The organism is Streptomyces filamentosus (assembly GCF_014654895.1).
GTDB lineage: Bacteria > Actinomycetota > Actinomycetes > Streptomycetales > Streptomycetaceae > Streptomyces > Streptomyces filamentosus.
In genome coordinates, this window is sequence record NZ_BNBE01000003.1 from 1,258,315 (window position 1) to 1,283,172 (window position 24,858).

Consider the following 24,858-nt stretch of genomic DNA (forward strand, 5'->3'; position numbering starts at 1 on the left):
AGCGACGCCCGTCATTCGCCCTGGGGAGTGGCCTCTCCCGGACTCTGCCACCTTTTGCTTGGGATTAGCGCCCTCACGGGCCGCGCGGTGGGCGCTGTCCGGTGTGCGGGCCGCCACAAATTGCGCCACGTGCAATTTAGCGGAAGTGATGCGGCTCACTGTGTGAGTTGTTTCCTGTCCGTAGGGCTCTAAGAATTGAGGTGGAATTTATGCCTGCCAGGCCCTGCGCGTCAAGGGTGGTTTAATGTCTCCGGAATTTGCGCGTGGCGCAATTCATTCAAATTGCGCGTGGCGCAATTTCGTCGAATGATCTTGAAGCGCTGAGAGGTGAGAAAGTGCGAGCTGTCACTATGTCCAGCCACGGCGGCCCGGAGGTCCTCCGGCTCACGGAGGTCCCTGAACCAGAGCCGACGGCCGGACACCACAGGGTCGAGGTCCTCCAGGCGGGGGTGAACTACGCGGACCTGCATGTGCGAGAAGGGGACTACCTGGCCGGTGTCACGCTCCCGTACGTCCCTGGCAATGAAGTGATGGGCTACAGCGACGGGCGGCGGGTGGTGGCCCTGACGCGCGGCGGCGGATATGCGCAGGTGGCCTTGGCTCACCGCCGCTCCACGATCGCGGTCCCGGACGACATCGACGACGCCACGGCAATCTCGTTGACCCTCCAGGGCAACTCGGCCTGGCACCTGCTGCACACCGTGCTGCGCATCACCCCGGGGGAGACTGTGATCGTGCCCGCAGCCGCCGGCGGCGTCGGGTCCCTAGCAGTGCAGCTCGCCAAGCGGGCCGGAGCCCGCGTGGTGGCCCTGGCCGGCACGGACGCCAAGCGAGCTCTGGCCCTCGGCCTTGGGGCAGATGCCGTCGTCGACAGCACCTCGACAAGCCTGGCCGTAGACCTGAAGGAGGCGACCCGTGGCGCAGCCGCCGCGGCGCTGGAGATGACAGGCGGCGACACCCTCCATTCGACCTTGGAAGCCCTCGCACCCATGGGCCGGATGGCGGTCTACGGAAGCGTCAGCGGCATCGAGACCACCATCACCACCCGCGACCTCATGGCTACCGGCAAGACGGTCAGCGGATTCTGGCTCCCCCTGCTGTTCGGACATCGGACCGCGCTGCTCGACTCCATGACCGACCTCTTCCAGGCCGTACGGGACGGGGAACTCGCAGTCCCGGCGCCCACCGTGTACCCGCTGAGCGAAGCGGCTCGCGCGCACGAGGACATGGCGGCCCGCCGAACCACCGGCAAGGTCGTCCTCGACCCCGCTGCCTGACTCGGCTCGGTATCCGGCGCGGCTCGGACCCCGGTGCTCCGCCCCCACGAGGGGAGGGGCGAGGCTCGAGGTCGAGCTCGCTGCCGTCAACCGACCGGCTCGTCCAGCTGCTCGCGCAGGTCACGCAGAACCACCAGGCGCTCCGACAGCTCGGCGATCATCGTGTCCAGCTCACTGCTGGCCTCTCCCGCGGAGGCCGGCAGTGTCGTGCGCAGAAGCTGCTGGTACTCGCGCACCACGCCCCGGCGGGACGACTGCGGCACGAGACGGCTGAGCGTCGCCTCCACGGAGAGCGAATTCACGCGCCACCCGCCACCGTCCTGCCGATACGCCCACACCACGGTCCGGTCCTGCGGGTTGAGCGTGAGACGGCACCCAGGGCCGGCCAGAGCGCTCAGCTCCGGCAGGTCGATCGCCCCGTTGCCCGCGAGCGCTGCCGCGTCCTCCGCTGAATCAGCCCACCCGGCCTGCGCCCAGGAGGCGTCCCCGATCGCCTCGGAGCCTCCGGCCCCGCCCGCTGACAGCGCATTCGGCTGCTGTACGGATCCGGGCTGGAGCTCGTGCTCGCTGCCGAGCCAGGTGATCACCACCGCCCGCAAGTCCGGGTGGCCGGCCGGGAAGAGGAGGTGCGAGACGACCTCGACCTCCTGGAAGTCGAACCGTGGCAGGCGCATGCGGAATCGGTTGCCGTCGCGATGGGCGACCACATGGGGGCTTTCGTCCCACAGCCGGCGGCAGTCCGGGTCCTCGTAGATCTCGCGCAGCAGGGAGGTCATGAAGCGGTCGGCCTTATGGCGCGCCAGGAACATGCGGATCATGGCCAGGTACACACGGGCATGATCTTCCCAGCCCACGTACTGCTTGCGGGCGTCCGGGTGCAGCAGGGCCCAGCGCATCAGGTTGGCGTCCGGCTCGACGACCCAGGGGTACCAGTCCGCCATCGCCCGGTTATAAGCGATCATGGACCAGCGGGCGTCGGTTACATAGGCGGGGTGGGGCATCTGCTGGTCCAGCAAGAACTGCAGGGTGCGTAGCTCCGGAGGCTCGTCCCTCGGCCTGGTGCGTCCGATCAGGGCACCGCCAGGGGTGTAGTACAGAAGCGTCTGACGCTCGTCCGGCCCCAGGTGCAGCCGCCCGACCAGCTTCTCGACCGCGTCATGCGGGAGGCGAGGAACCGCGCCCCGTTCCAGCTGCCCATACCACTTCTCGGACATGCCGATGGCGTGCGCCACCTCTGCCTGAGGGATCGCGCGACCACGCCCCTCCCTCAGCCCCGCAGCGAGGCGCCACGCCCTGAGCAGACCGGCCAGCCCCATCAGCTCTTCCGGGCCGAGTTCTCCCTCGTCGCTTTCTCCGAGACTCATGCGGCACCAGCTCCCATCACGTGCCGCCAGCTTGAGGCAGCCCGCAGGAGGCGACAACTCGAGTCACGCAGGAGAGGCGCGAGGCCCCTCTCCTGCAGAGTCCTCAGAAGCCCAGCCCGGATCGGTAGTCGTGTTCCGGTAGCCGTGTTCCGGTACTCCAGTTCCGATTCCGCCCTGAGAACGTGTGCGAGCCGGGGACGGAGACGGCTTTCCGTCCCTGAACGTGCACATCGGGCACCAATCATCCCGCTATTAGTTCTGGATTCAATATGGCATCCGAGCGCCCCAAGGGGAGCAGCCACGCAGAGCGAGTGATCCGGGTCATGCAGGCATTTGCCGAGCTCCCCGGAGACACGCATTCTCTGAAAGCCATTTCCGATCACACGGAATTGGATCCTGCGGTGGTTCACCGCATTCTCGCGTCCCAGGTCGCCGCAAAATGGGTCGAGCGCGTAGGTCGAGGCAAGTACCGGCTCGGCAGCCACGCGGCCCGCGCCGGGATGCAGGCCATGGCCGGCATATACGACGGCCTGGATCAGCACGAGATCCTCGTCGACCTGCAAGCGGACTGCGGCGGCCTCGTCCTCTTCTACAGCCTCGCCTCCGTCGGCGCACGCCGCGTCTGCACCGACTACGCGATCGGCAACTACTGCCCGGACGACTTCGGCATGACCGCGTACGACATCTTCACTGCCGGATGCTCCCTCCGCACCGGCGCCTCCGGGCGCACCCTGCTCGCCTACGTTCCCGAGAGCCTCCGCGAGATCGCGCTCGCCGAGCCCATCCCCGAGACCGCCGGCCCGGGCGCACTCAACAATGACGACCTCCTCGCGACCCTCGACGGAATCCGTGTGCGGGGCTACGCCGTCGGACGCCAGGAATGCCTGCCCGGCTGGGACTCCGTAGCGGCTCCGGCCCTCTGGGGCGACACGGCACTCGGCGTCGTCCTGCTCCTCAAACCCCTGAGTGACATCCCGAACGACATCACCGATTACATCGACCAGGTCCTCGGGGCCGCCCAGCTCATCAGCCTGGCGGCCACCCAGGGTGGCCGGAACCCCCAGCTAGTCGCCTGACCACGAGAAAGCGCAGCCGCACCGTGCCCTTCTTCACCCACGTCCAGACCGCAGACGAAGCCCAGGCCCTGATCGCAGATCTCGCAGGCACGGGCCTGCGCCGTCTCGACGCGCTTGGCCGTCACCTCGGCCCCGTCCGACTCGGCCTCGATCCAGAGCACAATGAGATCTGGTGGGCCGCGCCCGACCGTGAGGCATGGGCTGTGGAGTCGACGACACCAGGCCAGTTTCTCGATCTCATCAGCGAGCGTGCTGATCCAGCCTGGGCTGATGAACCCCTGGCGCGTGCCGATTACCAGCGCATCCTCGACACGCTCATCCCCTCTGCAGGATCCACACGGCATGCGGGGCGGCTCGGCGCCAGGCGGGACGGCTGAGGACGCCGCCGCCCTGGCCAGCCATAACCTCGTACCCCTCCCGGTACTGAGCTGGCGTCCTGGACGACTTGCGGCGGCGGGGCGAGCGGTGCTCCTCCAGACGAGTGGAGCGAGCACACGCCCGCCGCCCGCAGCGAGGCGTCCGGCTGCTGGAGCACACCGGCTGGCACTCTGGCCGGATCGTCTCCGACCCTCGCCTGGCCTTCCGTCGCGTCACCCTCGACCACCCCGCTGGGCGGCCGAAGCGGGCGAAGAAGTCGTCCAGGGCCTCCGGAGTGACCATCAAGGAGTTCGCGTCCCCGCGTTCGTTGCGCTCCGTCAGTCGGCGCAGCAGCTCGTCACGGGCCACCGGGAAGTACAGCAGCCGCCACCGTCCGCCGGCCGACTCCACCAGCGTCTTCATCGCGTCGCGGTCCTTGCGGGGCCACAACCCGTGGTCCCACACCACGTCCCGGCCCTCGGCGACGAACTCGGCCAGCCGTTTGTGCAGCTCGGCGACGACCGGGGCCTCCTTCTCGAAGTAGGTGTTCCCCGGGTAGTCGACGCCGTACCGGCCGTGCCGCTCGAATACCACCTCGCCCACCGACAGTCGCACCGCACCCTGGGGCTCCAGCACCTGCTGGGCGTAGGTCGTCTTCCCCGAGCCTGTGAGCCCCACCAGCAGGAAGACCGTCGGAGCGTCGCGCTCGGCCACCGCCAACTTCCCTCAGCACTTTCAGTGTTTCTCCCCGGCAGTCCGCGACCCTCGGCCGGGCCGGACGCCCGGTCCCGGCCACCACCGCCCGGAGGAGGCGCCTGTGCCCGCCTCCACCCCTGCCCGTGCGCTGCGCGCCTACGTCCGCCACGCACACGGCACCCTCGGCAAGGCCCAGACCGTCGACCGTTTCCTCGACGAGCGCCTTCGGGTGCAGTGGCTGTGGCGTGCTCAGCAGCGACGCGAGGACGTCACTGCGATCCATTTGGCCCATCACCGCCGGCATCGAGTACGCGCTTACGCGACGATTGCTGAGTGGAGTACTTCTCAGCAGGAGGTTCATGGTGGCTGCCGGGGCATGAGCACGAGAGCCTTCCCGGGACACTCACCTTCGACTCCGCAGGCATCAGCTTGGTGGTGTATGGCGGATCGTTGTTCCGGTCTGCCGTCGTGGCCAGTGGCGGCAGTGGAGAGCAATGGTCACATTGGGTCGAGGAAGCCGTGGTGCATGGCCGGCTGCACGAGGAAGACAGGCGGGATGTGTCCCTGTTGGGAGTGGCAGGGCTCACCGTGAGTAGCGACCTCGATGTTGAGCAGGAGGATTACCGTGTCGAGTTGGCATTGCTCGGCTGGCATGTAGACGGTAATGCCTTCAGCGAGGCGAAGGTAGATTTCGACTACCTGAACGCATGGCTCCATCCGCCACCCTTGTGGGAGAACGCCCCCAATCGGATCTCGGTTCATACCGACGACATTGAGCTGACGTCCGCTCCGATCGAAAGTGATCGGGTTCGACTGGTAGCCGGTTGCTCGGGAAATCGACGGTGGTCGAGGACGACGGGTGACGTCGTGCGCGTCGAACGACGGTCCGTATTTGCCATCGATTGCGCAGACCCATCTCGCTGGGAGGACATCGTCGACAGCCGAATCCGCCCTTTCCATGACCTGCTAATGCTGAGCCTCGACCGTCCCGTGCGCATTACAGGACTTCGCCTTCGGCCTGTTGGTACTGGCCAGGGCACGCCTCAACTGTGTGACGCCTACTTGAGCGTGCTGCAGCGACCCTCCGCGTCTCTACACGCGATCGTCGGGGTCAATGCCCCCACACTCTTGAGGGCAAATGACAGTCCTGTCGATCTTGCCGCTCTGCTGCCACGATGGTACTGCCTCTGGCGCAACTTCTGGGAGCCCGTCAGATTGCTCTTGGCGCCTGAATATGCGCCGTTCATGTACACCGCGCACAAATTTACTTCGACATACCGGAGCGCCGAGGCTCTCGCCAAGGCGTTGTTTGACAGCAAGCAAATTCCTCGCCCGGATCATAATGCACGCGTTCAAGCCGTCATCAACTCCGCGGCCAGCGCAGGCATCGATACCGAGGTCATCGAATGGGCGAAGGCGGTACTCCAGTCGCGCAATGACAAGCCGCAGAAGCAACTCATAGAAGAGCTGGTCAAGTCAACCGGTGAAGTCGGTGCAACTATTGTTCAGGCTGCCCCAGAATTCGTGGCCAGAGTCGCCCGCACCCGTGGCAGAGAGTCACACGGAGGCTCAACCTCAGAGACTCCCGACGTGGTACAGCTTCACTGGTACGGCGAGGTCCTGCGCTGGATCATCCGGACACGGATACTGTCCGAGCTCGGAATCGATGACATCGAGAGCCGCGTCCTGAAGCGGGAACCATTCCGATATGCCGTGGACCAAGTGCGGGAGTGATGCCAGAACTGTTCGGAGGGGCACCCGTCGCCTTGGAAGAGGTGGGCGCCGGTACGAGAAGCCAACTTGACAGCCGCGAAGAGCGATCCATCAGAGACCTGTCTTACGTCCCACTACCCTGCGGCTGACCCGCGACGGCGGGATCAACGACTTCGCGATCACCACGGCCCGCCCCGAAGCAACCCAACAGGGTCTGTAGTTCGGAGAAGGTAGGTCGAGTACCACTTCGGCTCTCGGCCAGGGCCGGTCCAGGTCAGGGAATCCCTGCGGAAGCCGACCCAGAGGACGGCCGGTGCGCCGCTGATCCTCGTCTCGTGCTTGCACGGGCACAGTTCCCTGTCAAGTGCTCGTGTTCACGTCTTGTGCCCCCCTTCGTGGTGGGTCGCAGTGGCGGCTGCCGAAGGAGCGGGACGGCCAGCAGACGGATGGGATGAACAGTTCCTGTACAGCCAATTTTGCTGTGTTCTCCGGCGTGTTGAGGCTGCTTCGATCAAATTGATGTGCCCCTTTCGCGGGGGCGGCTCGCAATTCGCCCTTCACCTCGATGCTTGGCGCACCCAGATTCCTGAAACCGCTGAATACTCAGAGCCCTGGCTCTCACTCCCGCTTCCGCCCCTCGGCGGGGCGGCAGCTCGAATTCGTCGAGGAAGTAGCCTCGCGCATTCCTCAAGTACCTTGAGCGCTCGTGGAGTGCCGTGGTGTCAGCCGGTCGCACTGGGCGCTGTCTGTGCCACCGAGGGCAGCCAGCGCACGGCGTTGTCGTGGAAGGACGCGTGGATCGGTACGAGGTCTTCGCCGCTGGTGTCGTTGAGGGCCGTGACGTTGATGCCGATCTCCGGGATGTCGCTGTCGATCGCCGCGACGCGGCTGCCGCAGGTCGGGCAGAAGCCGCGCTTCGCCTCACCGGGGAAGGTCTCGTACCAGGTCGGTTCGCCACCCTCACCGGTCCAGGTGATCGTCTTGAAGCCCACCCACCACATCACGGGGGTGCCGCCGAGTTTCTGGCAATGATCACATTCACAGGTGTGGGGGAAGACTGCCGGGCCCTGGGCGGTGAAGCGGATGCGGCCGCACAGGCAGCCGCCGGTGCGTACCTCGGCTTCTTTGGCTCCCTGGGTGTCGGCGGCGGGGGTGGCGTTCATCAGGTGTTCTCCCAGGTGGAGTAGGCAAGTTGAACCCATCAGTGTGCCATCGCTTCCATGATCGCCAGGACGCTGTTGGTGGCTCTGGCGTGGCCCCGGCCGTGTGCGCCGATCGCGGAGGCGTGACGGGCCCGGGCGACGAACCCGCGCTCAGGGGTGTCCCAAGGCGCACACGGCCCATCGGGCATCGCGCCAGGGCACAGTGCCTGTCTGAACCGCCGGGTGGTGTGCCGAACCCGACGAAGCGCCACTCGCCACTGCGGTGACCGACCTCGCCCCTCCCGATCTTGGCTGCAACACGTACGGAAGCGCGCGGGTTCGTGGATGCCTCGAGGGGCAACCGCTGAACCCTCCCGTCGTTGCCGGGTTAAGCACGGGGACGAGGGCGGATTCGGCTCTGCCGGGGATGACGCGCAAGTCAGAGCGGCGGGAGGCGGCGGCGTACCGCGGCGGTGTCTGTCCACGGTGCGATGAGCGCGGAGGCCACGGAGACTACGGCCAGGAGGAAGAACAGTGGCGCGTAACCGCCGAGCGGCGCGGCCAAGGCCGCGCCAGCGAACGGCGCGAGGGCTGCCGCCGTGGTGGTCGGTGCCGCGAGCAGTCCGGAGAGTTGGCCGTAGTGCGTGGCGCCCCAGCGGTCGGTGATGGCGGTGGCCTGGAGCAGGGTGAGGTTGCCGCGGACCATGCCAGCCACGACCGACACGGCTATGAGAAGGGCGTATGGGCCGGGTGCGGCGGGGAAGGCGGCGGTGGTCAGCCCGCCGAGTGCGATCAGGATCGTTGTGCGGGCCGTTGCCGTGGTGCGGCGTGCAAGGGCTGCATACATGGTGCGACCGAGGGTCTGTCCGGCGCCGCCGATGCCGAGGGCCCAGGCGGCCTGGCTCGTGGTGTACCCGCGTTCCAACAGGAGCGGGACGAGGGCGACGACGACGGCGTACATCGCGAAGCCGGACAGGGTGAAGGCGGCGGCGAGCAGGAGGAACGGCCGGCTGCGCCCGACCTCGGCGGCGCCTTCGGCCGTGTGTGCCGGGCCGGTTGGGGCGTCGGGCCAGGGTGAGCGCAGGGCCAGGGCGTGGGCGGGGATGGTGACGACGGCGAGGATGGCGGCGAGCACGAGGTAGGTGTGGCGCCAGGACAGGTGGTCGGCGAGTGCCGCGGTCAGGGGTGCGAAGACGGTGGAGGCGAGGCCGCCGGCGAGGGTGACGATGGTGAGCGCGCGGACATGGTCGGGGGCCCACCAGCGGGTGAGGGCGGCGAAGGCCGGCTGGTAGAAGGTGGTCGCCATCGCGAGTCCTGCCAGGGCCCAACCGGCAAAGAAGAAGGGCAGGTTGGGGGCGGCGGCCACGAGTAGCAGGCTGGCGGTGCCGAGGGCGGCACCGGTGGTCATGACGGCGCGCGGGCCGTGCCGGTCCAGGATCCTGCCGACGCGGATTCCGGCGAGGGCGGAGACGACGAGGGCGAGGGAGAAGGCCGCGGTGGTTGCGCCCGCCGGCCAGTCGGTCGCATGCGTGATCTCGGGATTCAGGACGGGGAACGCGTAGTAGACGATGCCCCAGCTCACGATCTGCGTCAGGCAGAGTGCGGGCAGGGCGGCGCGGGGCCGCGACCGGTCCCCCGATCCGGTCGCGGCCCCGCGGGCTGAGGTGTTGAGGTCAGTCACGAGCCGCAGCAGCCGCTCGCCGGAGCCTCCTCGGCCGCCGTGGCGCCGTCGGTCAAGGCGGCGGGGGCGCCGAGCTGGACGAGCTGGGGCGTCGGGGCGCAGCAGCCGCCGCTCTGGTCGGATTCGGGGGCGTCGAAGAGGCCGGCGCCGCCGCAGACTCCGGTCTCGGGGAGGGTGAGTTCGACGCGATCGGCTGCTTCGATGTCGCCGGCGATGGCGGCGGCGACGGAGCGGACCTGCTCGTAGCCGGTCATGGCGAGGAAGGTCGGGGCGCGGCCGTAGGACTTCATGCCGACCAGGTAGACGCCCGTCTCCGGGTGGGAGAGCTCGCGGTGGCCGTGCGGGTAGACGGTACCGCAGGAGTGCTGGTTGGGATCGATCAGCGGAGCCAGCTCGACCGGGGCCTGGAGGCGCTCGTCGAGGCCGAGACGCAGCTCGTTCAGGAAAGACAGGTCGGGGCGGAAGCCGGTCAGCACGATCACCTCGTCGACCGGGTCCAGGCGGCGGCCGTCCTCGCCGACCAGCACCAGGCGGCCGTCGCTGTCGCGCTCGATCGTCTCGGTGCGGAAGCCGGTGACCGCGTCCGCGTGGCCCTCGTCGACGGCGGCCTTCGCGGCCAGACCCAGGGCGCCGCGTGCGGGGAGCTGGTCGGCTTCGCCGCCGCCGAAGGTGGAGCCGGAGATGCCGCGTCGCAGGATCCACACGCCCTTCGTGCCCGAGTCGTCGTCAGACTTGGCGAGGTCGGCGAGGTAGGCGAGAGCGGTGAAGGCGGAGGCGCCGGAGCCGATCACGGCGGTGCGCTTGCCCGCGTACCGGGCGCGGACGGCCGGGTCCTTCAGGTCCGGGACGCGGTAGGTGATCCGGTCCGCGGCGGCCTTCTCGCCGAGCGCGGGCAGTCCGCTGCCGCCTGCCGGGGACGGTGTGATCCAGGTGCCGGAGGCGTCGATGACGGCGCGGGCGAAGAGGCGCTCCTCACGGCCGTCGGCGTGGGCGACGTGTACGACGAACGGCTGGGCCTCGCGGTCGGCGTCCACGATCCGGTCCCGGCCGGTGCGTGAGACACCGGTGACGGTGGCGCCGGTGCGGACACGGTCGCCGAGGACGTCGGCGAGCGGCTGCAGGTAGAGCTCGGCCCAGTCGCCGCCGGAGGGGTAGGTGGCCGGGTCGGGGCGGGTCCAGCCGGTGGGGGCCAGGAGCTTTTCGGCGGCGGGGTCGACGACCTCGCCCCAGGTGGAAAACAGGCGCACGTGCGACCACTCGCGTACCGCGGCGCCGGCGGTGGGCCCGGCTTCGAGGACCATGGGTTCGATGCCTTGGTCGATGAGGTGGGCGGCGGCGGCCAGGCCGGCGGGTCCGGCCCCGATCACGACGACGGGCAGCTCGGTGGTGGCGGGCGCGTTCACGGCGACTCCTTGCGTGTTTCGACATCCGTCGATGGCTTGCGCGGCCCAGCGTGACACCTGTATTGATAAACGTCAACATAGACGTTCATTGAATCAAGGGGGGTGCGCTGGTGGAGCACATCGACGTTGCCGTGATCGACGTTGCCGTGATCGGCGGCGGCCAGTCCGGCCTCGCCACCGTCCACGCGCTGCTGCGGCGCGGGCTGCGGCCGGTGGTGCTGGAGGCGTCCGACCGTGCGGCCGGGTCGTGGCCGCACTACTACGACAGCCTCACGCTGTTCTCGCCCGCCCGGTACAGCTCCCTGCCTGGGATGCCGTTTCCCGGAGCCGACCGTGACCGCTACCCGCATCGCGACGAGGTCGTCGCCTACCTCACCGCCTACGCCGACCGCCTGGACGCCGAGATCCGCACCAACTGCCGCGTCACCGCGGTCCGCCGCGCCGGCAGGGCTTTCGAGGTGGAGCTGGAGGGCGGCGGCCGGCTGTCCGGGCGGGCCGTCGTGGCGGCCTCCGGGACGTTCGGCCGACCGCACCGGCCCGCGCTGCCGGGCCTGGAAGGGTACGCCGGGCAGGTGCTGCACGCCGCCGACTACCGCAGCCCGGCCCCGTTCACCGGCCGCCGGGTGGTCGTGGTCGGGGCCGGGAACTCCGCGGTGCAGATCGCCGCCGAGCTCGCCGCCGCGGCACGGGTCACGCTCGCCACCCGCGCCCCGGTGAAGTTCGCGGCCCAGCGCATCCTCGGCCGCGACCTGCACTTCTGGACGGCCCGCACCGGCCTGGATGCCGCACCTCTCGGCCGGCTCCTTGCGCGCCCGCCGGCGTAGCCGGTCCTCGACGACGGTCGCTACCGGGCCGCCCTGGCCGCCGGCCGACCCGACCGGCGGCCGCTGTTCACCGGCGCGGCCGGGTCCAAGCTCGTCTGGCCGGACGGGGAGCGGGAGGAGGTCGACGCGATCGTGCTCGCCACCGGCTACCGCCCCGACCTGCCCTACCTCGCCACTCTCCACGGCGCTCTCGACGCCGACGGGAACCCCCGGCACCGTGACGGCCTCGCCACCGGCGTACCGGGGCTGGCGTACGTCGGGCTGGAATGGCAGCGCAGCCTGTCGTCGAACTCGCTGCGCGGCGTCGGCCGGGACGCGGACCGCGTCGCCCGGAACCTGGCCGCCCACCTCGCGCGCCGGTGGCGGACCTCCCCGTACTGATTCGACATGTGTCAACATAGACGCATGTCGAATGCGAAGGTGCTGCCGCTGCTCGAGGCCGACGGTCAGGGTGTGGTGCCGTGTTGCCCGCCGCTGACCGAGCGCCCGATGACCGCCGCCGAGGCCGAGACGGCCGCGCGGATGTTCAAGGCGCTCGGTGACCCGGTGCGGCTGCGGCTGTTCTCCGCCGTGGCCTCGCACGACGGCGGGGAGGCGTGCGTGTGCGACATCTCCGACGTCGGCGTCTCCCAGCCGACCGTCTCCCACCACCTGAAGAAGCTGAAGGAGGCCGGGCTGCTCACCTCCGAGCGGCGCGGCACCTGGGTCTATTACCGGGTCGAGCCGTCGGTGCTCGCAGCGATGGGCAAGCTGCTGACGCTACCCGCCGCAGCCTGACGGCCCGCAGACGCGCACGGGCGGGACACCGTCGCGGCGTCCCGCGCGACGGCAGCTTCGTCGAGCGCCGCAGCCCAGCGGTCGATGCTGATGCTGGGAGGTCTGGACGAAGCCTCGGCGGACCTGCGGTGCCTTCGCCCGAAGAGATGGCCGCACCGTAGCGGGCGAGGCGGCTGCCAGCGAAGATGCCCGTCATGCCACTGATCAGAGCCCTGTCCCGCTGCGCGCGACGCTTTCGGCACCCTTGGTGTTCGGCGCGGGAGGAGCCATCGGAGTGCTGGGCGGAATGATCGGGCTGGGCGGGGCGGAGTTCCGCCTGCCCCTGCTCATCAGCCTGTTCGGATTCGCGGCGCTCTCGGCCGTCATCCTGAACAAGGCGATGAGCCTGGTTGTGGTCCTGGTCGCGCTGCCGGCCCGCCTGGCCGCGGTCCCGGCAGCCGAGGTAGCCGCACGGTGGCCGATCACGGTCAACCTGCTGGCTGGCAGCCTGCTCGGTGCATGGGCCGGAGCGAGCTGGGCGGTGCGCATGCGCAGCTCCACCCTCTACAAGGTGCTGGCGGTGCTGATGGTGCTGATGACGGCCGCCTTGGTGGTCACCCACACCACCGCCTTGGACGCGCTCGCCCTGCCGCTGTGGGCCCAGGTGCCCGCCGGCGTCGTCGCCGGGTTCGGCATCGGCGTGGTCGCCGCGATCATGGGTGTGGCCGGAGGCGAGCTGCTGATCCCGACGATCGTGCTGCTGTTCGGCCAGGACATCAAGACCGCCGGAAGCCTCTCCCTGCTGGTCTCCCTGCCGACCATGCTGGTCGCGTTCGCCCGCTACAGCCGCGACGGCAGTTTCGCCGTCCTCGGCACCAACCTCCGCTTCACCGCCACCATGGCCGCGGGCTCCATCGCCGGCGCCGTGCTGGGCGGCCTGCTCCTCGGAGTCTTCCCCGACCTGGTCCTCATCCCCCTCCTGGCCGTGATCTTGCTCGCCTCCGCGTTCAAGCTCGCCCGCCACGACTGAACGGCGGCGGGCGAAGGGCAGCGCACCCTCCTCCTGCGGGGCGGGGCGAGGTCCAGCGCTTGACCTTCGAGTCGGGTCGAAGGTTTACCGTCGGTGGCGTGACGACCTACCGCATCTCGCAGCTGGCCGAGCGCTCCGGCGTCCCGGCCACGACGCTGCGCTTCTACGAGGACGCCGGGCTGCTGCCCGCCGACCGGACACCGTCCGGGTACCGGATGTACGGCGAGGACGCGGTGGAGCGCCTGGCCTTCATCTCCTCGGCCAAGCTCCTGGGCCTGGCCCTGGAGGAGATCCGCGAACTCCTCGACGTCCGCGAGGAGGGGGTGTGCGCGTCGGTGCGGGCGCGGATGCTGCCGCTGGTCGCGGACCGGATCGCCGAGACCGACGGCCGCATCGCCGAACTGCGCGCGTTCTGCGCCCACCTGGCCGGTGTCCACGCCGAGCTCTCGGGCCCGGCCCCGGCCGGGGCGTGCGGTCCGGAGTGCGGCTGCACCACGACCGGCACGCCGGCGGCGGCCGGACCGGTGCCGATCGAGCTGTCCCCGACCCGCCGCACTCCGGCCGCTGAGGCGTGGCGGGAGGTCCCGGTCGCCTGCACGCTGGGCGGAGCCGAGCTGGACGAGCGCACCGAGCAGTGGCGGGCCCTGGCCGGCAAGGCCGAGCGCCGCGAAGAGATCCCCGACGGCCTGAAGTTGTCCTTCCCGGCCGGCGCCGAGCTCGCCGGCGAGCTCGCGGCGCTCGCCGCGGCGGAACAGGGCTGCTGCGCGTTCTTCGACTTCACCCTGCACCTGACCCCGACCGCGCTCCAGCTGGAAGTGCGGGCCCCCGAGGCCGCCGCCGGGATGCTGGCCGACCTCTTCGGAGCCGCCGCATGACCACCACGTCCTCTCCCCGTCGGTCCCGCCCTTGGGGCACGCTCGGCGCCGGCGCGGCCGCGGTCGCCGCCTGCGCGGTGTGCTGCGCGGGCCCGGTCCTGGCCGTCCTCGGCTCCGTCGGCGTCGCCTCCGCGATCGGCGCGCTGTGGATGCCCGCCCTGACAGTGCTCGCCGTGGCCGCCGGGCTCGGCTTCCTCCTCGTACGGCATCGGCGCCGCACGACGTCCTGCCGAACGGTCCCGGCCCGGGCCGACCTCGGCATGCCCACCCTCGGCCCGCCGCCGGAGGACGGCAAGGCCGCCCGCTGAGCAGGACCGCCGGCCAGGCCCCGCACAGGGTCTGTGAGGATGAACCGTCCGGCCCGCCATGGGGCGGCCGGCACCGTATGAAGGAGCAGTTCGGGTGTCGCAGCAGGGACCGCAGGGCCTGGTCGAGCGGATGGAACACCACCAGGTCACGGTCTACCTGGCAGCACTTGCCGGCGGCGGCCTCCTCGGCTGGGCGGCCCCCGGCCTCGGCCCAGGGCTGGAGCACGCGATCAATCCGGTCCTCGGGGCGCTGCTGTTCGTCACCTTCCTCCAGGTCCCGGCCGCCGAACTGGTCCGCTCGCTGCGGGACGGACGGTTCCTGTCCGCGGCGGCGGTGGTCAACTTCGCGGTGGTGCCGCTGGTCGTCGCCGCGATGTACGTCCTCCTCCCGGCCGACCAGGCCGTGCGCCTGGGCGTGCTGCTGGTGCTGCTGTGCCCGTGCGTGGACTACGTCATCGTCTTCTCCGGCCTCGCCGGCGGCTCCAGCCGCCGCCTGCTGGCCGCCACCCCGGTCCTCCTGGTCGCGCAGATGCTGCTGCTGCCGGGGTTCCTCTACCTGTTCATGGGCTCCGAGCTCGCCGACGTCGTCGAGGTCGGCCCGTTCCTCGAGGCGTTCCTCACCCTGATCGTCATCCCGCTCGCCCTCGCCTGGGCCCTCCAGGCATGGGCCGCCCGCCACCCGGCCAGGCAGAAGGTCTTCGGCGCGGCGACCACCACGATGGTCCCGCTGATGGCCGCGACCCTCCTGACCGTGGTGGCCTCCCAGGTCCCCAAGCTCGGCGACAGCCTCGGCGACGTCGCCGCCGTCGTCCCGTTCTTCGTGCTGTTCCTCATCGTGATGGCGTTCGCCGGGAAGGCCGTAGCCCGACTCTTCCGCCTCGACGCCCCCGCGGGGAGGGCGATCGTCTTCACCGGCGCGACCCGCAACTCCCTCGTCGTCCTCCCCCTGGCCCTGGCCCTGCCCGACTCCCTCGCCGTCGCCTCCCTCGTCGTGGTCACCCAGACCCTCGTCGAGGTCCTCGGCATGGTCGCCTACGTACGTCTCCTCCCTCGCCTGGTGCCCGAGGAAGAGCAGACCGAAGCCGCCTCCCGCTGACCGCCCGCTCCTCACCGGGCAGCTTCACAGTCCGGTCGGAGTGCGCGGTGGTGACGTAGCACATGGCGGCGCCGTTGCTCGGGCCTAACAGGCGCATGAGGTGGAGAGGGCGTGCTGTCGGGCCTCGAAGAGGATCCGGTGCGGGCGGACCAGCTGCATCGTCAACCCGGCGCGAGTGAAGGTGCGATGGATGGCTCTGTTCGCGAGTGAGAATCGACAGCACCTTGGTCAGGTCCGCGGTGAGGACCAACGGCCAGTGCCGGCGCCAGCCACGGCCCCAAGCACTCCAAGCGTCGCGACCAGACTGCTCGGGTGGCGGCACTGACCTGGGCCCATGGCGGCGCTCCTACCGGGCCGGTGCGCTCATGAGCGGGCCGAAGATGTCCGCGCCGAGGCGTTCGGCCTCGGCCTGGTCCAGGACGGCGCCGCTGAGGTCGGCCTGCTGGCAGCTCCACTGCTCAGCGGTGGCGCGGGTGGTGAAGAAGCGCAGGTAGCCGCAGCACACGGCGGCGGCCGGGCCGGTGCCGGGGCGGGCGCAGTAGTAGACCACCGCGGTCGCCGGCTGCCAGGTGGTCTTCCCGCTGGTGAACTCCACACGGACGGGCTCGCCAGTGACCGGGTCGGTGGAGGTGATGAGGGCGTCGGTGTCGAGCATGACGGGGATTCCGAGCGCGTCGATCGCGCACATCGACCACACCGTCGGCCCGTCTGCGATCTGCACGGCGTGCTCGGTGGGGACGGCGGAGAACGGGTAGGCAGCCTGGATATGCCCGGCGTCGTCCAGCGTCAGGAAGTCCTCGGAGGCAAGCTCGGCGAGGACCTCGGCAGCCGGCACGCCGAAGGGCACGGCCGCCGACTCCATCTCGGCCGGCGCGGGTGGGGCGCCGGTGGTGGCGAAGGACCGCAGGACAGCCTGCTGCACCGCTCGCAGACCACCCTCGGGCGGGGCGAGACGGCCCTGCCCGGCCCGTCCGGCCGCCCGGCCCGCACCGCCAGTGGCGGGAGTGCCGAGCACCCGCCGCAGCTCCTCGACGGAGGGTGCTCCGCCGATCCGGCCGTTGGCACCAACGTAGAGCCGGCAGGAGATGGTGGCCGCAGTGCCCGGCTCGGCGAACGGGTCACGGCCGTCGACCAGCAGCGTCGGCGAGCCGTGCATGCCCCGGCGTTCGGCCTCCGCCGGGTCGGCGACCACGCGCTCGGCGAGCTCCACATCGGTGCGGCCCGCCAGGGCGAGCTCCAGCCGCTCCTTGAGCACCGGGCCGTTCGGGCAGTCCGGAACGATCAGCATCTCCACGCGCATCAGCGCCACCTCCAGGTCACACGCCGCACGCTAGACCTTCCACTGCACTAGAAGGTCAAGGGCTAGCGTGGAGGTATGCGCATCGGAGCCCTCGCCACCGCCACCGGCACCACCACCAAGACCCTGCGCTTCTACGAGCAGGCCGGGCTGCTGACGGACCCGCCCCGCACCCCGGGCGGCTACCGCGACTACCCGGCCCACACCACGGCCCGGGTCGACTTCATCCGCTCCGCCCAGGCCGCCGGTCTCAGCCTCGCCGAAATCCGCGACGTCCTCGCGATCCGCGACGGCGGCCAGCCGCCCTGCACACACGTCACCACCCTCCTCGGCCGACACCTCGCCGATGTCGAGCGCCGCATCGCCGAACTGGAGACAACCCGCGCCATGCTCCGCGAGCTGACCCGCACCGCCTCCACGATCGCCCCCGAGACCTGCACCGAAGGCGACATCTGCCGCATCCTCGCTGCCGACTGAGCTGAACGCTGCCCGCCGACGCTGTCCGAACCCATGAACATTTCGAATCCGGCACGCCGCCAGCCGCCTCCCAAACTCATGGACAGGCGCTGCCCGTTTCTCGTGAACAGAGCCATGCGATGGAGCACGGTGTCGATCACGGGCCGGTGGAGGGATGTCGGGCGCTAACTGCTGCGAGACGAACAAGTGTGGGTTGATGGCCGCCGGCCAGCGCCGGTGGCGTCCGGTGACCCGGTCGGCGACCTGCGGGTGCGTGAGGTCCTTCAGCAGGACGACGTGGGGCAGCAGGCCGGCCCCTGTGGACAGGGCTTCTGCAACATCACCCGGTACGCCTGCGGGAGGCCGGGCCTGCCGGTGGGGGCACAGGCGGGCCGCCCACTGCGGTCAGTGACTGCGCGGTTCGTGCTCGGGCAGCCGAGCGCGCAGCGTGGCGGCGAAGTCCTCCGCGCGGGAGAGCTGAGTGCGGAGCTTGTCCACCTGCTCGGCCGCGGCCTGCTCGTACGCGCGTACGCGCTCCAGGAGTGCTTCGCGCTCGGTGGCGTCGAGGCCGGGGCCGTCGTCGAGGCGGTCGGTGGCGTCGAGCAGGTCACGCATCTGGTCCAGAGTGAAGCCGAGGGGCTTCATGCGGCGGATGACCATGAGCCGGGCAACGTCCATCTCGGTGTAGAGGCGGAAGCCGCCCTGGGAGCGGGCAGAGGGGGTGACCAGGCCGGTCTCCTCGTAGTGCCGGATGGTGCGCAGGGACAGCTCGGTGCGCGCGGCTACCTCGCCGATCTGCATGTGCTTGCCGTCCACGTCCGCGCTCCTGGCCCTTCGCCTTCGGTCATGGCAGCCACCCCTGCCGGAACCCGCCGAACCCTACTCTAACGTTAGGGTAGAGTTGTTGGGTGTGAGGGCAGCGTTCCGCGGCCCCGCCGTTGCCTTGTCGGGGCCGACGACGCCCCCGGTGAAGATCCTAATCTTGCGGGAGAGAAGCGTGCGCGAGCCCATGACGCCCGGCGCCGCCGTCTGCCCGCCGTGATGCTTCGCCTCCGGATGTGAACTCCGGCGCCCTCGCGTCTGCCGGTTTGCGTCCGGACCTGCTCTCCTCCGGTTCCGCGCTGACGGGGCCGTCCGCGGGGTGCCGACCCGGCCCCTCCGCCTCCTCCCGCACGCCCCGGCCTGCCCCGTGAGGCGTGCCCGAGCACGACAGGTACCTGTTTCCTTGCCCTCTTCCGCTGTCACCGCATCCCCGGCCGCGCGCCTGCGCGGCCTGAAGCCCGACTGGCTGAACAACCCCAAGGTCTGGCGCACCGAGGTCCTCGCGGGCCTGGTCGTCGCCCTGGCCCTGATCCCCGAGGCGATCTCCTTCTCGATCATCGCCGGGGTCGACCCGGCGGTCGGTCTGTTCGCCTCCTTCACCATGGCCGTGGTCATCTCGATCGTCGGCGGACGCCGCGCGATGATCTCCGCCGCGACCGGCGCGATCGCTCTGGTCATCGCCCCGCTCAACCGGGAGCACGGCCTGGGCTACCTGATCGCCGCCGTCATCCTCGCCGGCGTCTTCCAGGTCATCCTGGGCGCGCTCGGGGTGGCGAAGCTGATGCGGTTCATCCCCCGCAGCGTGATGGTCGGCTTCGTCAACGCCCTCGCCATCCTGATCTTCATGGCCCAGGTCCCCGAGATGACCGACGTGCCGTGGGCGGTGTATCCGCTGATCATCGGCGGGCTGGCGCTGATGGTGTTCTTCCCGAAGGTCACCACCGTGATCCCGGCGCCTCTGGTCTCCATCGTCATCCTGACCGTGATCACCGTCGGCGCCGCCATCGCGGTGCCGACCGTAGGCGACAAGGGCGCGCTGCCGTCCTCCCTGCCCGTGCCGGGTCTGCCCGACGTGCCGTTCACGCTCGACACGCTGACGACGATCGCTCCGTACGCGTTCGCGATGGCGCTGGTCGGCCTGATGGAATCGCTGATGACCGCCAAGCTCGTCGACGACATCACCGACACCCACTCCAACAAGACCCGCGAGTCCATCGGCCAGGGCGTCGCCAACATCGTCACCGGCTTCTTCGGCGGCATGGGCGGCTGCGCCATGATCGGCCAGACCATGATCAACGTGAAGGTCTCCGGCGCCCGCACCCGCGTCTCGACGTTCCTGGCCGGCGCGTTCCTGATGGTGCTGTGCATCGCCTTCGGGCCGGTCGTCTCCGACATCCCCATGGCCGCCCTCGTCGCCGTCATGATCATGGTGTCGTTCGCAACCTTCGACTTCCACTCCATCGCCCCCAAGACGCTTCGGCGCATGCCCGCCGGTGAGATCGCCGTCATGGTGATCACCGTCGCCTGCGTCGTGGCCACCCACAACCTCGCCGTCGGCGTCGTCGTCGGCTCCATCACCGCGATGGTGATCTTCGCCAAGCGTGTCGCGCACCTCGCCGAGGTCACAGCCGTGGTCGACCCGGACGGCAGCACGGTGGTCTACCGGGTCACTGGCGAGCTGTTCTTCGCCTCCTCCAACGACCTCGTCGGCCAGTTCGACTACACCGGCGACCCGAAGAAGGTCGTGATCGACCTCTCCGCGGCGCACGTCTGGGACGCCTCCTCCGTCGCGGCTCTGGACGCGATCGAGACAAAGTACGCCCAGCGCGGCAAGAGCGTCGAGATCACCGGACTGAACGACCCCAGCGCCCAGCTGCACGGCAAGCTCAGCGGCGAGCTGGCGGCCAGCCACTGACGCGACCGAGACAACCGTGCCGGGTCGGTGTCCACCCTGGGGTGTGGGCACCGACCCGGCGGTCGTTTCGCGCAGCGGCTAGCTGTGCAGAAGGTGTGCGATCTCCCCGGCAGCGTCCCGGGCGGTGCGGCCGACGCCGATCAGGGTGGCCGACGCCGGGCCGGTCCAGTCGCCGTATCCGAGCAGGTGCAGCCGCGGCTCGCCGAGGGCGCGTGTGCCGTCGGTGGGGATGCGGCCGCGCGGACCGCGCAGGTTCAGCGGTGCCAGGTGGGACAGGGCTGGGCGGAAGCCGGTGCACCAGATGACCGCGTCCGCGCCGGTGTGGCTGTTGTCGGCCCACCAGGCGCCGTCGGCGGTGAGCCGGGCGAACATCGGCTTCGCGGTCAGGAGGCCGGCGTCACGGGCGGCCCGAACCGGGGGTACGGCGACGATGTCGCCGAGCGAGGCGACCCCGCCGGTGTCGCTGCGGCCTGCGTCCAGGGCGCGGCGGCGGGCGGTGGCGACATCGAACAGGGCGCGGCCGTCGATGTCGTCGGGGAGGAACCGCGGCGGGCGCTGGGTCACCCAGGTCACCTCGACGTGTTCGTCCAGGGCGAGGTCGGCGGCGATCTGGGCGCCGGAGTTGCCGCCGCCGACCACGACGACACGCTGGTCGGCGAAGTCGGCCGGGCAGCGGTAGTCCACGGTGTGCAGCTGGCGGCCGGTGAACACCTCGCGGCCGGGGACGGCGGGGATGAAGGGCCGCGTCCAGGTGCCGGTGGCGCTGATGACCGCGCGGGCCCGCCAGGTGCCGGTGTCCGCCTCGACCAGGAGCCTCTCGCCGCCTGGGCGTACAGCGTTCACGCGGGTGCCGTGCGCCACGGGCAGGTCGTAGCGCTTCTCGTAGTCGGTGAGGTAGTCCACCACATGCCCGGCGTCCGGGTAGGTCTCGCCCGTCTGGACGGGCATGAGCCGGCCGGGCAGCGAGGAGTGCTCGGCCGGGGAGAACAGGTGCAGGGATTCCCACATGTGCTGCCAGGACCCGCCCGGCGCCGTCTCCGCGTCCAGGATCACGAAGTCGAGGCCGCGCCGGCGCAGGTGGTAGCCGGCGGCCAGCCCTGCCTGGCCGCCGCCGACCACCACCACATCCGTGTGCTGCGTCACGGAGCCGTCGTCACCGCGCCCGGGGCGAACTTCCTGCGCCAGGCGAGCGCGACGTAGACCAGGCCGATCAGGACCGGGACTTCGATGAGCGGTCCGACGACGCCGGACAGGGCCTGGCCGGAGGTGACGCCGAAGGTGGCGATGGCGACTGCGATAGCGAGCTCGAAGTTGTTGCCCGCCGCGGTGAACGCCAGCGTCGCGGTGCGGTCGTAGGCCAGGCCCAGGCCCTTGCCCAGGAGGAAGGTGCCGAAGAACATCACCGCGAAGTACACCAGCAGCGGCATCGCGATCCGGGCCACGTCCAGCGGCTGCGAGGTGATCGTCTTGCCTTGCAGGGCGAAGAGGATGACGATCGTGAACAGCAGCCCGTACAGGGCCCACGGGCCGATCTTCGGCAGGAACTTCGCCTCGTAGCCGCTACGGCCCATCTTCTTCTCCCCGATCCGGCGGGTCAGGAAGCCGGCCAGCAGCGGGACACCGAGGAAGATGACCACGTTCAGGGCGATCTCCCACATGGAGATGTCCAGGTGCTCGCCGTTACCGAGACCCAGCCAGCCGGGCAGCAGGTCGAGATAGAACCAGCCCAGCAGCCCGAACGCCAGGACCTGGAAGACCGAGTTCAGCGCGACGAGGACGGCGGCGGCCTCACGGTCGCCGCAGGCCAGGTCGTTCCAGATGATGACCATGGCGATACAGCGGGCCAGGCCCACGATGATCAATCCGGTGCGGTACTCGGGCAGGTCCGGCAGGAAGATCCACGCCAGCGCGAACATCACCGCCGGCCCGACGATCCAGTTGATGACGAGCGAGGAGGCCATCAGCTTGCGGTCGCTGGTGACGGCGTCGAGCTTGTCGTAGCGGACCTTGGCCAGGACCGGGTACATCATGATCAGCAGGCCGAGCGCGATCGGCAGGGAGATGCCGCCGATCTCCACCTTGGCCAGCGCGTCGTTCAGTCCGGGGATGAGACGGCCGAGGCCGAGGCCGACGGCCATGGCGATGAGGATCCACACGGCGAGGTAGCGGTCGAGCGTGGAGAGCTTGGCGACGACGGATGCTTCCCGGGTCGTCGCGGGCGCTTCGGTGCGGGTCACGGGCAGGCCCTCTTGTTGTCGGCGGCGGTACGGGCCTGTTCGGCCAGGTCGGCGAACTGCCCGGCGAGCTGGGCGATGACATCCGGGCGGAGCTTGTAGTAGGTGAAGCGTCCGCACGGCTCGGTCTCGACGACCCCGGCCTCACGCAGGACTCTCAGGTGGTTGGAGAGGTTGGTCTGCCGGGCGCCGGTCTCCTCCACCAGGTGCGTGGTGCACAGCGTCTCGCGGGCGAGCAGGGTCACGATCTGGAGCCTGAGCGGGTCGGCCAGCACCCGGATCAGATCAGTGTCGACTGACGTCATCATGGACTGATACTGTCACATCACCCGGCGCTGATACCAGCCGGGGCTGACCCGTAGGCCCGTCGAAGGGGTCTTTCCATGTCCGCCGCTTTCACCCCCGCCCTGCCCGATGAGCGCCTGGCCGCCGGCGCCGCACGGCTCGCCACCCGGCACGCCGGCCGCTTCTCGGCCGAGACCGTCCAGGGCCTGCTCACCGACTCCTACCGGCGCCTGGCCGAGACCGCCTCGGTGACCACGCACCTGGTCGTGCTGGCCGAGCGCTTCACCGCCGAACGCCTCGACGCGCTCGCCCATGTCCAGGGCGCGCCGGGATCGGGGCTGGCGCGGGTGCTGTTCGTGTGCAGCCACAACGCCGGCCGCTCCCAGCTCGCCGCAGCCCTCCTTCAGCACCGGGCGGGAGGCCGGGTCACCGTCTCCTCCGCGGGCACCCACGCCGGGCCCGGGATCGAGCCGCACATCGTGCAGGTCCTCACCGAGGCCGGCGCCGATGCGGCAGGCGCGTTCCCCAAGCCGCTGACCGACGAGGTCGTGCGCGCGGCGGACATCGTGATCACCATGGGTTGCGGCGACGCCTGCCCCGTCGTGCCCGGCCGCCGCTACCTGGACTGGCCCGTGGCCGATCCCGACGGCGCCCCGATCGCGGTCGTCCGCGCCATCCGCGACGACATCGACCGCCGCATCACCGACCTGCTCGCCGGCCTGCCGAGCACCTGACCCCCCTCTGCATCACCTGCCACTCACCTTGTGAAGGAAGAACGCATGTCCTCCGCCCCGCTCGCCTCCGTGCTGTTCGTCTGCGTCCACAACGCCGGCCGCTCGCAGATGGCCGCCGGATTCCTCCAGCACCTCGCGGGCGACCGCATCGAGGTCCGCTCCGCCGGCTCCATCCCCGGCGACCAGGTCAACCCCGCAGCCGTCGAGGCGATGGCCGAGGTCGGCATCGACATCTCCGCCGCCACGCCGAAGATCCTCACCACCGAGGCCGTCCAGGCGTCCGACTACGTCATCACCATGGGCTGCGGCGACGCCTGCCCGATCTTCCCCGGCAAGAAGTACCTCGACTGGGCCCTCGAAGACCCCGCCGGCAAGGGCGTGGAGTCCGTCCGCCCCATCCGCGACGAGATCAAGACCCGCATCGAGGACCTCATCGCCGAGATCGACGCGAAGCAGGAGGCGTGAGCCCCGTGACCCAGCCCGACCAGGTGCGCGAGGTCGTCATCATCGGCTCCGGCCCCGCCGGATACACCGCCGCCCTCTACACCGCCCGCGCCCAGCTCAAGCCCCTGCTCTTCGGCAGCTCCATCTTCGTCGGCGGCTCTCTGACCACCACGACCGAGGTCGAGAACTTCCCCGGCTTCCCCGAGGGCGTCGACGGCCCGGTCCTGATGGAGAACATGCGGGCCCAGGCCGAGAAGTTCGGCGCCGAAATGATCGACGACGACATCGTCGAGGTCGACCTCACCGGCGACATCAAGCTCCTCACCGACTCCGCGGGCACCGTCCACCGCGCGAAGACGGTGATCATCGCCACCGGCTCCGGCTACCGCAAGCTCGGCCTGCCGAAGGAGGACGAGCTGTCCGGCCGGGGCGTGTCCTGGTGCGCCACCTGCGACGGGTTCTTCTTCCGCGACCGCGACATCGTCGTGGTCGGCGGCGGCGACACCGCGATGGAGGAGGCCACCTTCCTCACCCGCTTCGCCCGCTCGGTCACCGTCGTCCACCGCCGCTCCACCCTGCGCGCCTCCAAGGTCATGCAGGACCGGGCGTTCGCCGACGACAAGATCTCCTTCGCCTTCGACAGCGAGATCGCCGAGATCAAGGCGACGAACGGCATGCTCGGCGGCGTCGTCCTGCGCGATGCCTTCACCGGCGCCACCCGCGCACTGGACGTCACGGGCCTGTTCATCGCCATCGGCCACGACCCCCGAACCGAACTCTTCACCGGCCAGCTCGAGCTGGACAGCGAGGGCTACATCCAGGTGGCCTCCCCGACGACACGTACGAGCCTGCCCGGGGTGTTCGCCGCCGGCGACGTCGTCGACCACACCTACCGCCAGGCCATTACCGCCGCTGGCGCCGGCGCGGCCGCGGCCCTGGACGCCGAGCGCTACCTCGCCGCCCGCGGCACGGCCGAGACCGAGCCGATGACCGCTGCCATCCCGGCCTGATCAATACTGGCAGGCGGGGTCGTCCGGAAGCTCCGGGCGGCCCCGCCACTGTCGTTCCCGCCA

At 70.2% G+C, this 24,858-nt stretch carries 24 protein-coding genes and 1 pseudogene; 15 read left to right on the forward strand and 10 right to left on the reverse strand.

Annotated features, from left to right (window positions below; all coding sequences use genetic code 11):
- The first annotated feature begins 449 nt into the window (after window positions 1-449).
- Window positions 450-1,277, forward strand: a complete 828-nt coding sequence (locus IE326_RS33220; protein WP_308440350.1) for a quinone oxidoreductase family protein — start codon at window positions 450-452, stop codon at window positions 1,275-1,277.
- Between the two features lie 86 nt (window positions 1,278-1,363).
- On the opposite strand, the gene IE326_RS33225 is transcribed toward IE326_RS33220, so the two are convergent.
- On the reverse strand, window positions 1,364-2,641 hold the full coding sequence (locus tag IE326_RS33225; protein ID WP_190044133.1) for a helix-turn-helix transcriptional regulator: 1,278 nt from the start codon (window positions 2,639-2,641) through the stop codon (window positions 1,364-1,366).
- A gap of 269 nt (window positions 2,642-2,910) precedes the next feature.
- On the opposite strand from IE326_RS33225, the gene IE326_RS33230 reads away from it, so the two are divergent.
- Together IE326_RS33230 and IE326_RS33235 are read left to right on the forward strand one after the other, a co-directional pair.
- Complete coding sequence (locus IE326_RS33230; protein WP_190044134.1) at window positions 2,911-3,717, forward strand: helix-turn-helix domain-containing protein; 807 nt, start codon at window positions 2,911-2,913, stop codon at window positions 3,715-3,717.
- 23 nt (window positions 3,718-3,740) lie between these two features.
- Window positions 3,741-4,094 (forward strand): hypothetical protein, encoded by a 354-nt coding sequence (locus IE326_RS33235; protein WP_190044135.1) that lies wholly within the window; start codon window positions 3,741-3,743, stop codon window positions 4,092-4,094.
- Here the strand turns inward: IE326_RS33235 and IE326_RS41120 are convergent.
- Window positions 4,033-4,788, reverse strand: coding sequence for an ATP-binding protein (locus IE326_RS41120; RefSeq protein WP_229915767.1), 756 nt, complete (start codon window positions 4,786-4,788; stop codon window positions 4,033-4,035). The two genes, IE326_RS33235 and IE326_RS41120, sit on opposite strands and share 62 nt — an antisense overlap.
- A gap of 315 nt (window positions 4,789-5,103) precedes the next feature.
- Between IE326_RS41120 and IE326_RS33245 the strand changes: the two genes are divergently transcribed.
- Window positions 5,104-6,504 (forward strand): ApeA N-terminal domain 1-containing protein, encoded by a 1,401-nt coding sequence (locus IE326_RS33245; protein WP_190044136.1) that lies wholly within the window; start codon window positions 5,104-5,106, stop codon window positions 6,502-6,504.
- A gap of 701 nt (window positions 6,505-7,205) precedes the next feature.
- Here the strand turns inward: IE326_RS33245 and IE326_RS33250 are convergent.
- The 3 genes from IE326_RS33250 to IE326_RS33260 all read right to left on the reverse strand — a co-directional run bounded on the left by IE326_RS33250 (window position 7,206) and on the right by IE326_RS33260 (window position 10,709).
- Complete coding sequence (locus IE326_RS33250; RefSeq protein ID WP_190044137.1) at window positions 7,206-7,646, reverse strand: GFA family protein; 441 nt, start codon at window positions 7,644-7,646, stop codon at window positions 7,206-7,208.
- A 418-nt stretch (window positions 7,647-8,064) separates the two neighbouring features.
- The gene (locus IE326_RS33255; protein WP_190044138.1) at window positions 8,065-9,306 is read right to left on the reverse strand and encodes an MFS transporter; all 1,242 of its coding nucleotides are present in this window, start codon (window positions 9,304-9,306) and stop codon (window positions 8,065-8,067) included.
- On the reverse strand, window positions 9,303-10,709 hold the full coding sequence (locus tag IE326_RS33260) for an NAD(P)-binding domain-containing protein (RefSeq protein WP_190044139.1): 1,407 nt from the start codon (window positions 10,707-10,709) through the stop codon (window positions 9,303-9,305). The genes IE326_RS33255 and IE326_RS33260 overlap by 4 nt, the downstream gene beginning before the upstream one ends.
- A gap of 131 nt (window positions 10,710-10,840) precedes the next feature.
- Here IE326_RS33260 and IE326_RS33265 point away from each other — a divergent pair.
- The 6 genes and pseudogenes from IE326_RS33265 to IE326_RS33290 all read left to right on the forward strand — a co-directional run bounded on the left by IE326_RS33265 (window position 10,841) and on the right by IE326_RS33290 (window position 15,598).
- Window positions 10,841-11,914, forward strand: a pseudogene (locus tag IE326_RS33265) (flavin-containing monooxygenase).
- A gap of 24 nt (window positions 11,915-11,938) precedes the next feature.
- Entirely contained in the window at window positions 11,939-12,310 is a 372-nt protein-coding gene (locus IE326_RS33270; protein WP_190043167.1) for an ArsR/SmtB family transcription factor, read from the forward strand.
- A gap of 220 nt (window positions 12,311-12,530) precedes the next feature.
- Complete coding sequence (locus IE326_RS33275) at window positions 12,531-13,319, forward strand: sulfite exporter TauE/SafE family protein (RefSeq protein WP_190043508.1); 789 nt, start codon at window positions 12,531-12,533, stop codon at window positions 13,317-13,319.
- Window positions 13,320-13,417: 98 nt separating this feature from the next.
- The gene (locus IE326_RS33280) at window positions 13,418-14,194 is read left to right on the forward strand and encodes a heavy metal-responsive transcriptional regulator (RefSeq protein ID WP_190044140.1); all 777 of its coding nucleotides are present in this window, start codon (window positions 13,418-13,420) and stop codon (window positions 14,192-14,194) included.
- Window positions 14,191-14,502, forward strand: a complete 312-nt coding sequence (gene merT / locus IE326_RS33285) for a mercuric ion transporter MerT (protein WP_229915622.1) — start codon at window positions 14,191-14,193, stop codon at window positions 14,500-14,502. The genes IE326_RS33280 and merT overlap by 4 nt, the downstream gene beginning before the upstream one ends.
- 58 nt (window positions 14,503-14,560) lie before the next feature.
- Window positions 14,561-15,598, forward strand: a complete 1,038-nt coding sequence (locus tag IE326_RS33290; RefSeq protein ID WP_373310338.1) for an arsenic resistance protein — start codon at window positions 14,561-14,563, stop codon at window positions 15,596-15,598.
- Window positions 15,599-15,944: 346 nt separating this feature from the next.
- Here IE326_RS33290 and IE326_RS33295 read toward each other — a convergent pair whose 3' ends face one another.
- Complete coding sequence (locus tag IE326_RS33295) at window positions 15,945-16,898, reverse strand: alkylmercury lyase family protein (protein ID WP_190044141.1); 954 nt, start codon at window positions 16,896-16,898, stop codon at window positions 15,945-15,947.
- A gap of 75 nt (window positions 16,899-16,973) precedes the next feature.
- Here IE326_RS33295 and IE326_RS33300 point away from each other — a divergent pair, with 75 nt between their 5' ends.
- Window positions 16,974-17,372: a MerR family DNA-binding protein gene (locus tag IE326_RS33300; RefSeq protein WP_190043164.1), complete on the forward strand. Its 399-nt coding sequence runs from the start codon at window positions 16,974-16,976 to the stop codon at window positions 17,370-17,372.
- 384 nt (window positions 17,373-17,756) lie between these two features.
- Here the strand turns inward: IE326_RS33300 and IE326_RS33305 are convergent, their stop codons facing one another.
- Window positions 17,757-18,167 carry a MerR family transcriptional regulator gene (locus IE326_RS33305; protein ID WP_190043163.1) on the reverse strand — a complete coding sequence of 137 codons (411 nt, stop codon included), beginning with the start codon at window positions 18,165-18,167 and terminating at the stop codon, window positions 17,757-17,759.
- A gap of 409 nt (window positions 18,168-18,576) precedes the next feature.
- Between IE326_RS33305 and IE326_RS33310 the strand changes: the two genes are divergently transcribed.
- Window positions 18,577-20,088 (forward strand): SulP family inorganic anion transporter, encoded by a 1,512-nt coding sequence (locus tag IE326_RS33310; protein WP_190043162.1) that lies wholly within the window; start codon window positions 18,577-18,579, stop codon window positions 20,086-20,088.
- Between the two features lie 78 nt (window positions 20,089-20,166).
- Here IE326_RS33310 and IE326_RS33315 read toward each other — a convergent pair whose 3' ends face one another.
- Genes IE326_RS33315 through IE326_RS33325 form a run of 3 tightly spaced genes read right to left on the reverse strand, consistent with a single transcriptional unit; the run spans window position 20,167 to window position 22,630 of the window.
- Window positions 20,167-21,231 carry an ArsO family NAD(P)H-dependent flavin-containing monooxygenase gene (locus IE326_RS33315; RefSeq protein WP_190044142.1) on the reverse strand — a complete coding sequence of 355 codons (1,065 nt, stop codon included), beginning with the start codon at window positions 21,229-21,231 and terminating at the stop codon, window positions 20,167-20,169.
- The gene (arsB, locus tag IE326_RS33320; RefSeq protein ID WP_190044143.1) at window positions 21,228-22,325 is read right to left on the reverse strand and encodes an ACR3 family arsenite efflux transporter; all 1,098 of its coding nucleotides are present in this window, start codon (window positions 22,323-22,325) and stop codon (window positions 21,228-21,230) included. The genes IE326_RS33315 and arsB overlap by 4 nt, the downstream gene beginning before the upstream one ends.
- Window positions 22,322-22,630 carry an ArsR/SmtB family transcription factor gene (locus tag IE326_RS33325; RefSeq protein WP_190043159.1) on the reverse strand — a complete coding sequence of 103 codons (309 nt, stop codon included), beginning with the start codon at window positions 22,628-22,630 and terminating at the stop codon, window positions 22,322-22,324. Before IE326_RS33325 ends, arsB begins: the two co-directional genes overlap by 4 nt.
- Window positions 22,631-22,705: 75 nt before the next feature.
- On the opposite strand from IE326_RS33325, the gene IE326_RS33330 reads away from it, so the two are divergent.
- The 3 genes from IE326_RS33330 to trxB are packed head-to-tail and all read left to right on the forward strand — an operon-like array spanning window position 22,706 to window position 24,795.
- Window positions 22,706-23,341 carry an arsenate reductase ArsC gene (locus tag IE326_RS33330; protein WP_190043158.1) on the forward strand — a complete coding sequence of 212 codons (636 nt, stop codon included), beginning with the start codon at window positions 22,706-22,708 and terminating at the stop codon, window positions 23,339-23,341.
- A 45-nt stretch (window positions 23,342-23,386) separates the two neighbouring features.
- The gene (locus IE326_RS33335; protein ID WP_190043157.1) at window positions 23,387-23,806 is read left to right on the forward strand and encodes an arsenate reductase ArsC; all 420 of its coding nucleotides are present in this window, start codon (window positions 23,387-23,389) and stop codon (window positions 23,804-23,806) included.
- Window positions 23,807-23,811: 5 nt separating this feature from the next.
- Window positions 23,812-24,795, forward strand: coding sequence for a thioredoxin-disulfide reductase (trxB, locus tag IE326_RS33340; protein WP_190044144.1), 984 nt, complete (start codon window positions 23,812-23,814; stop codon window positions 24,793-24,795).
- The last annotated feature ends 63 nt before the right edge of the window (window positions 24,796-24,858 follow it).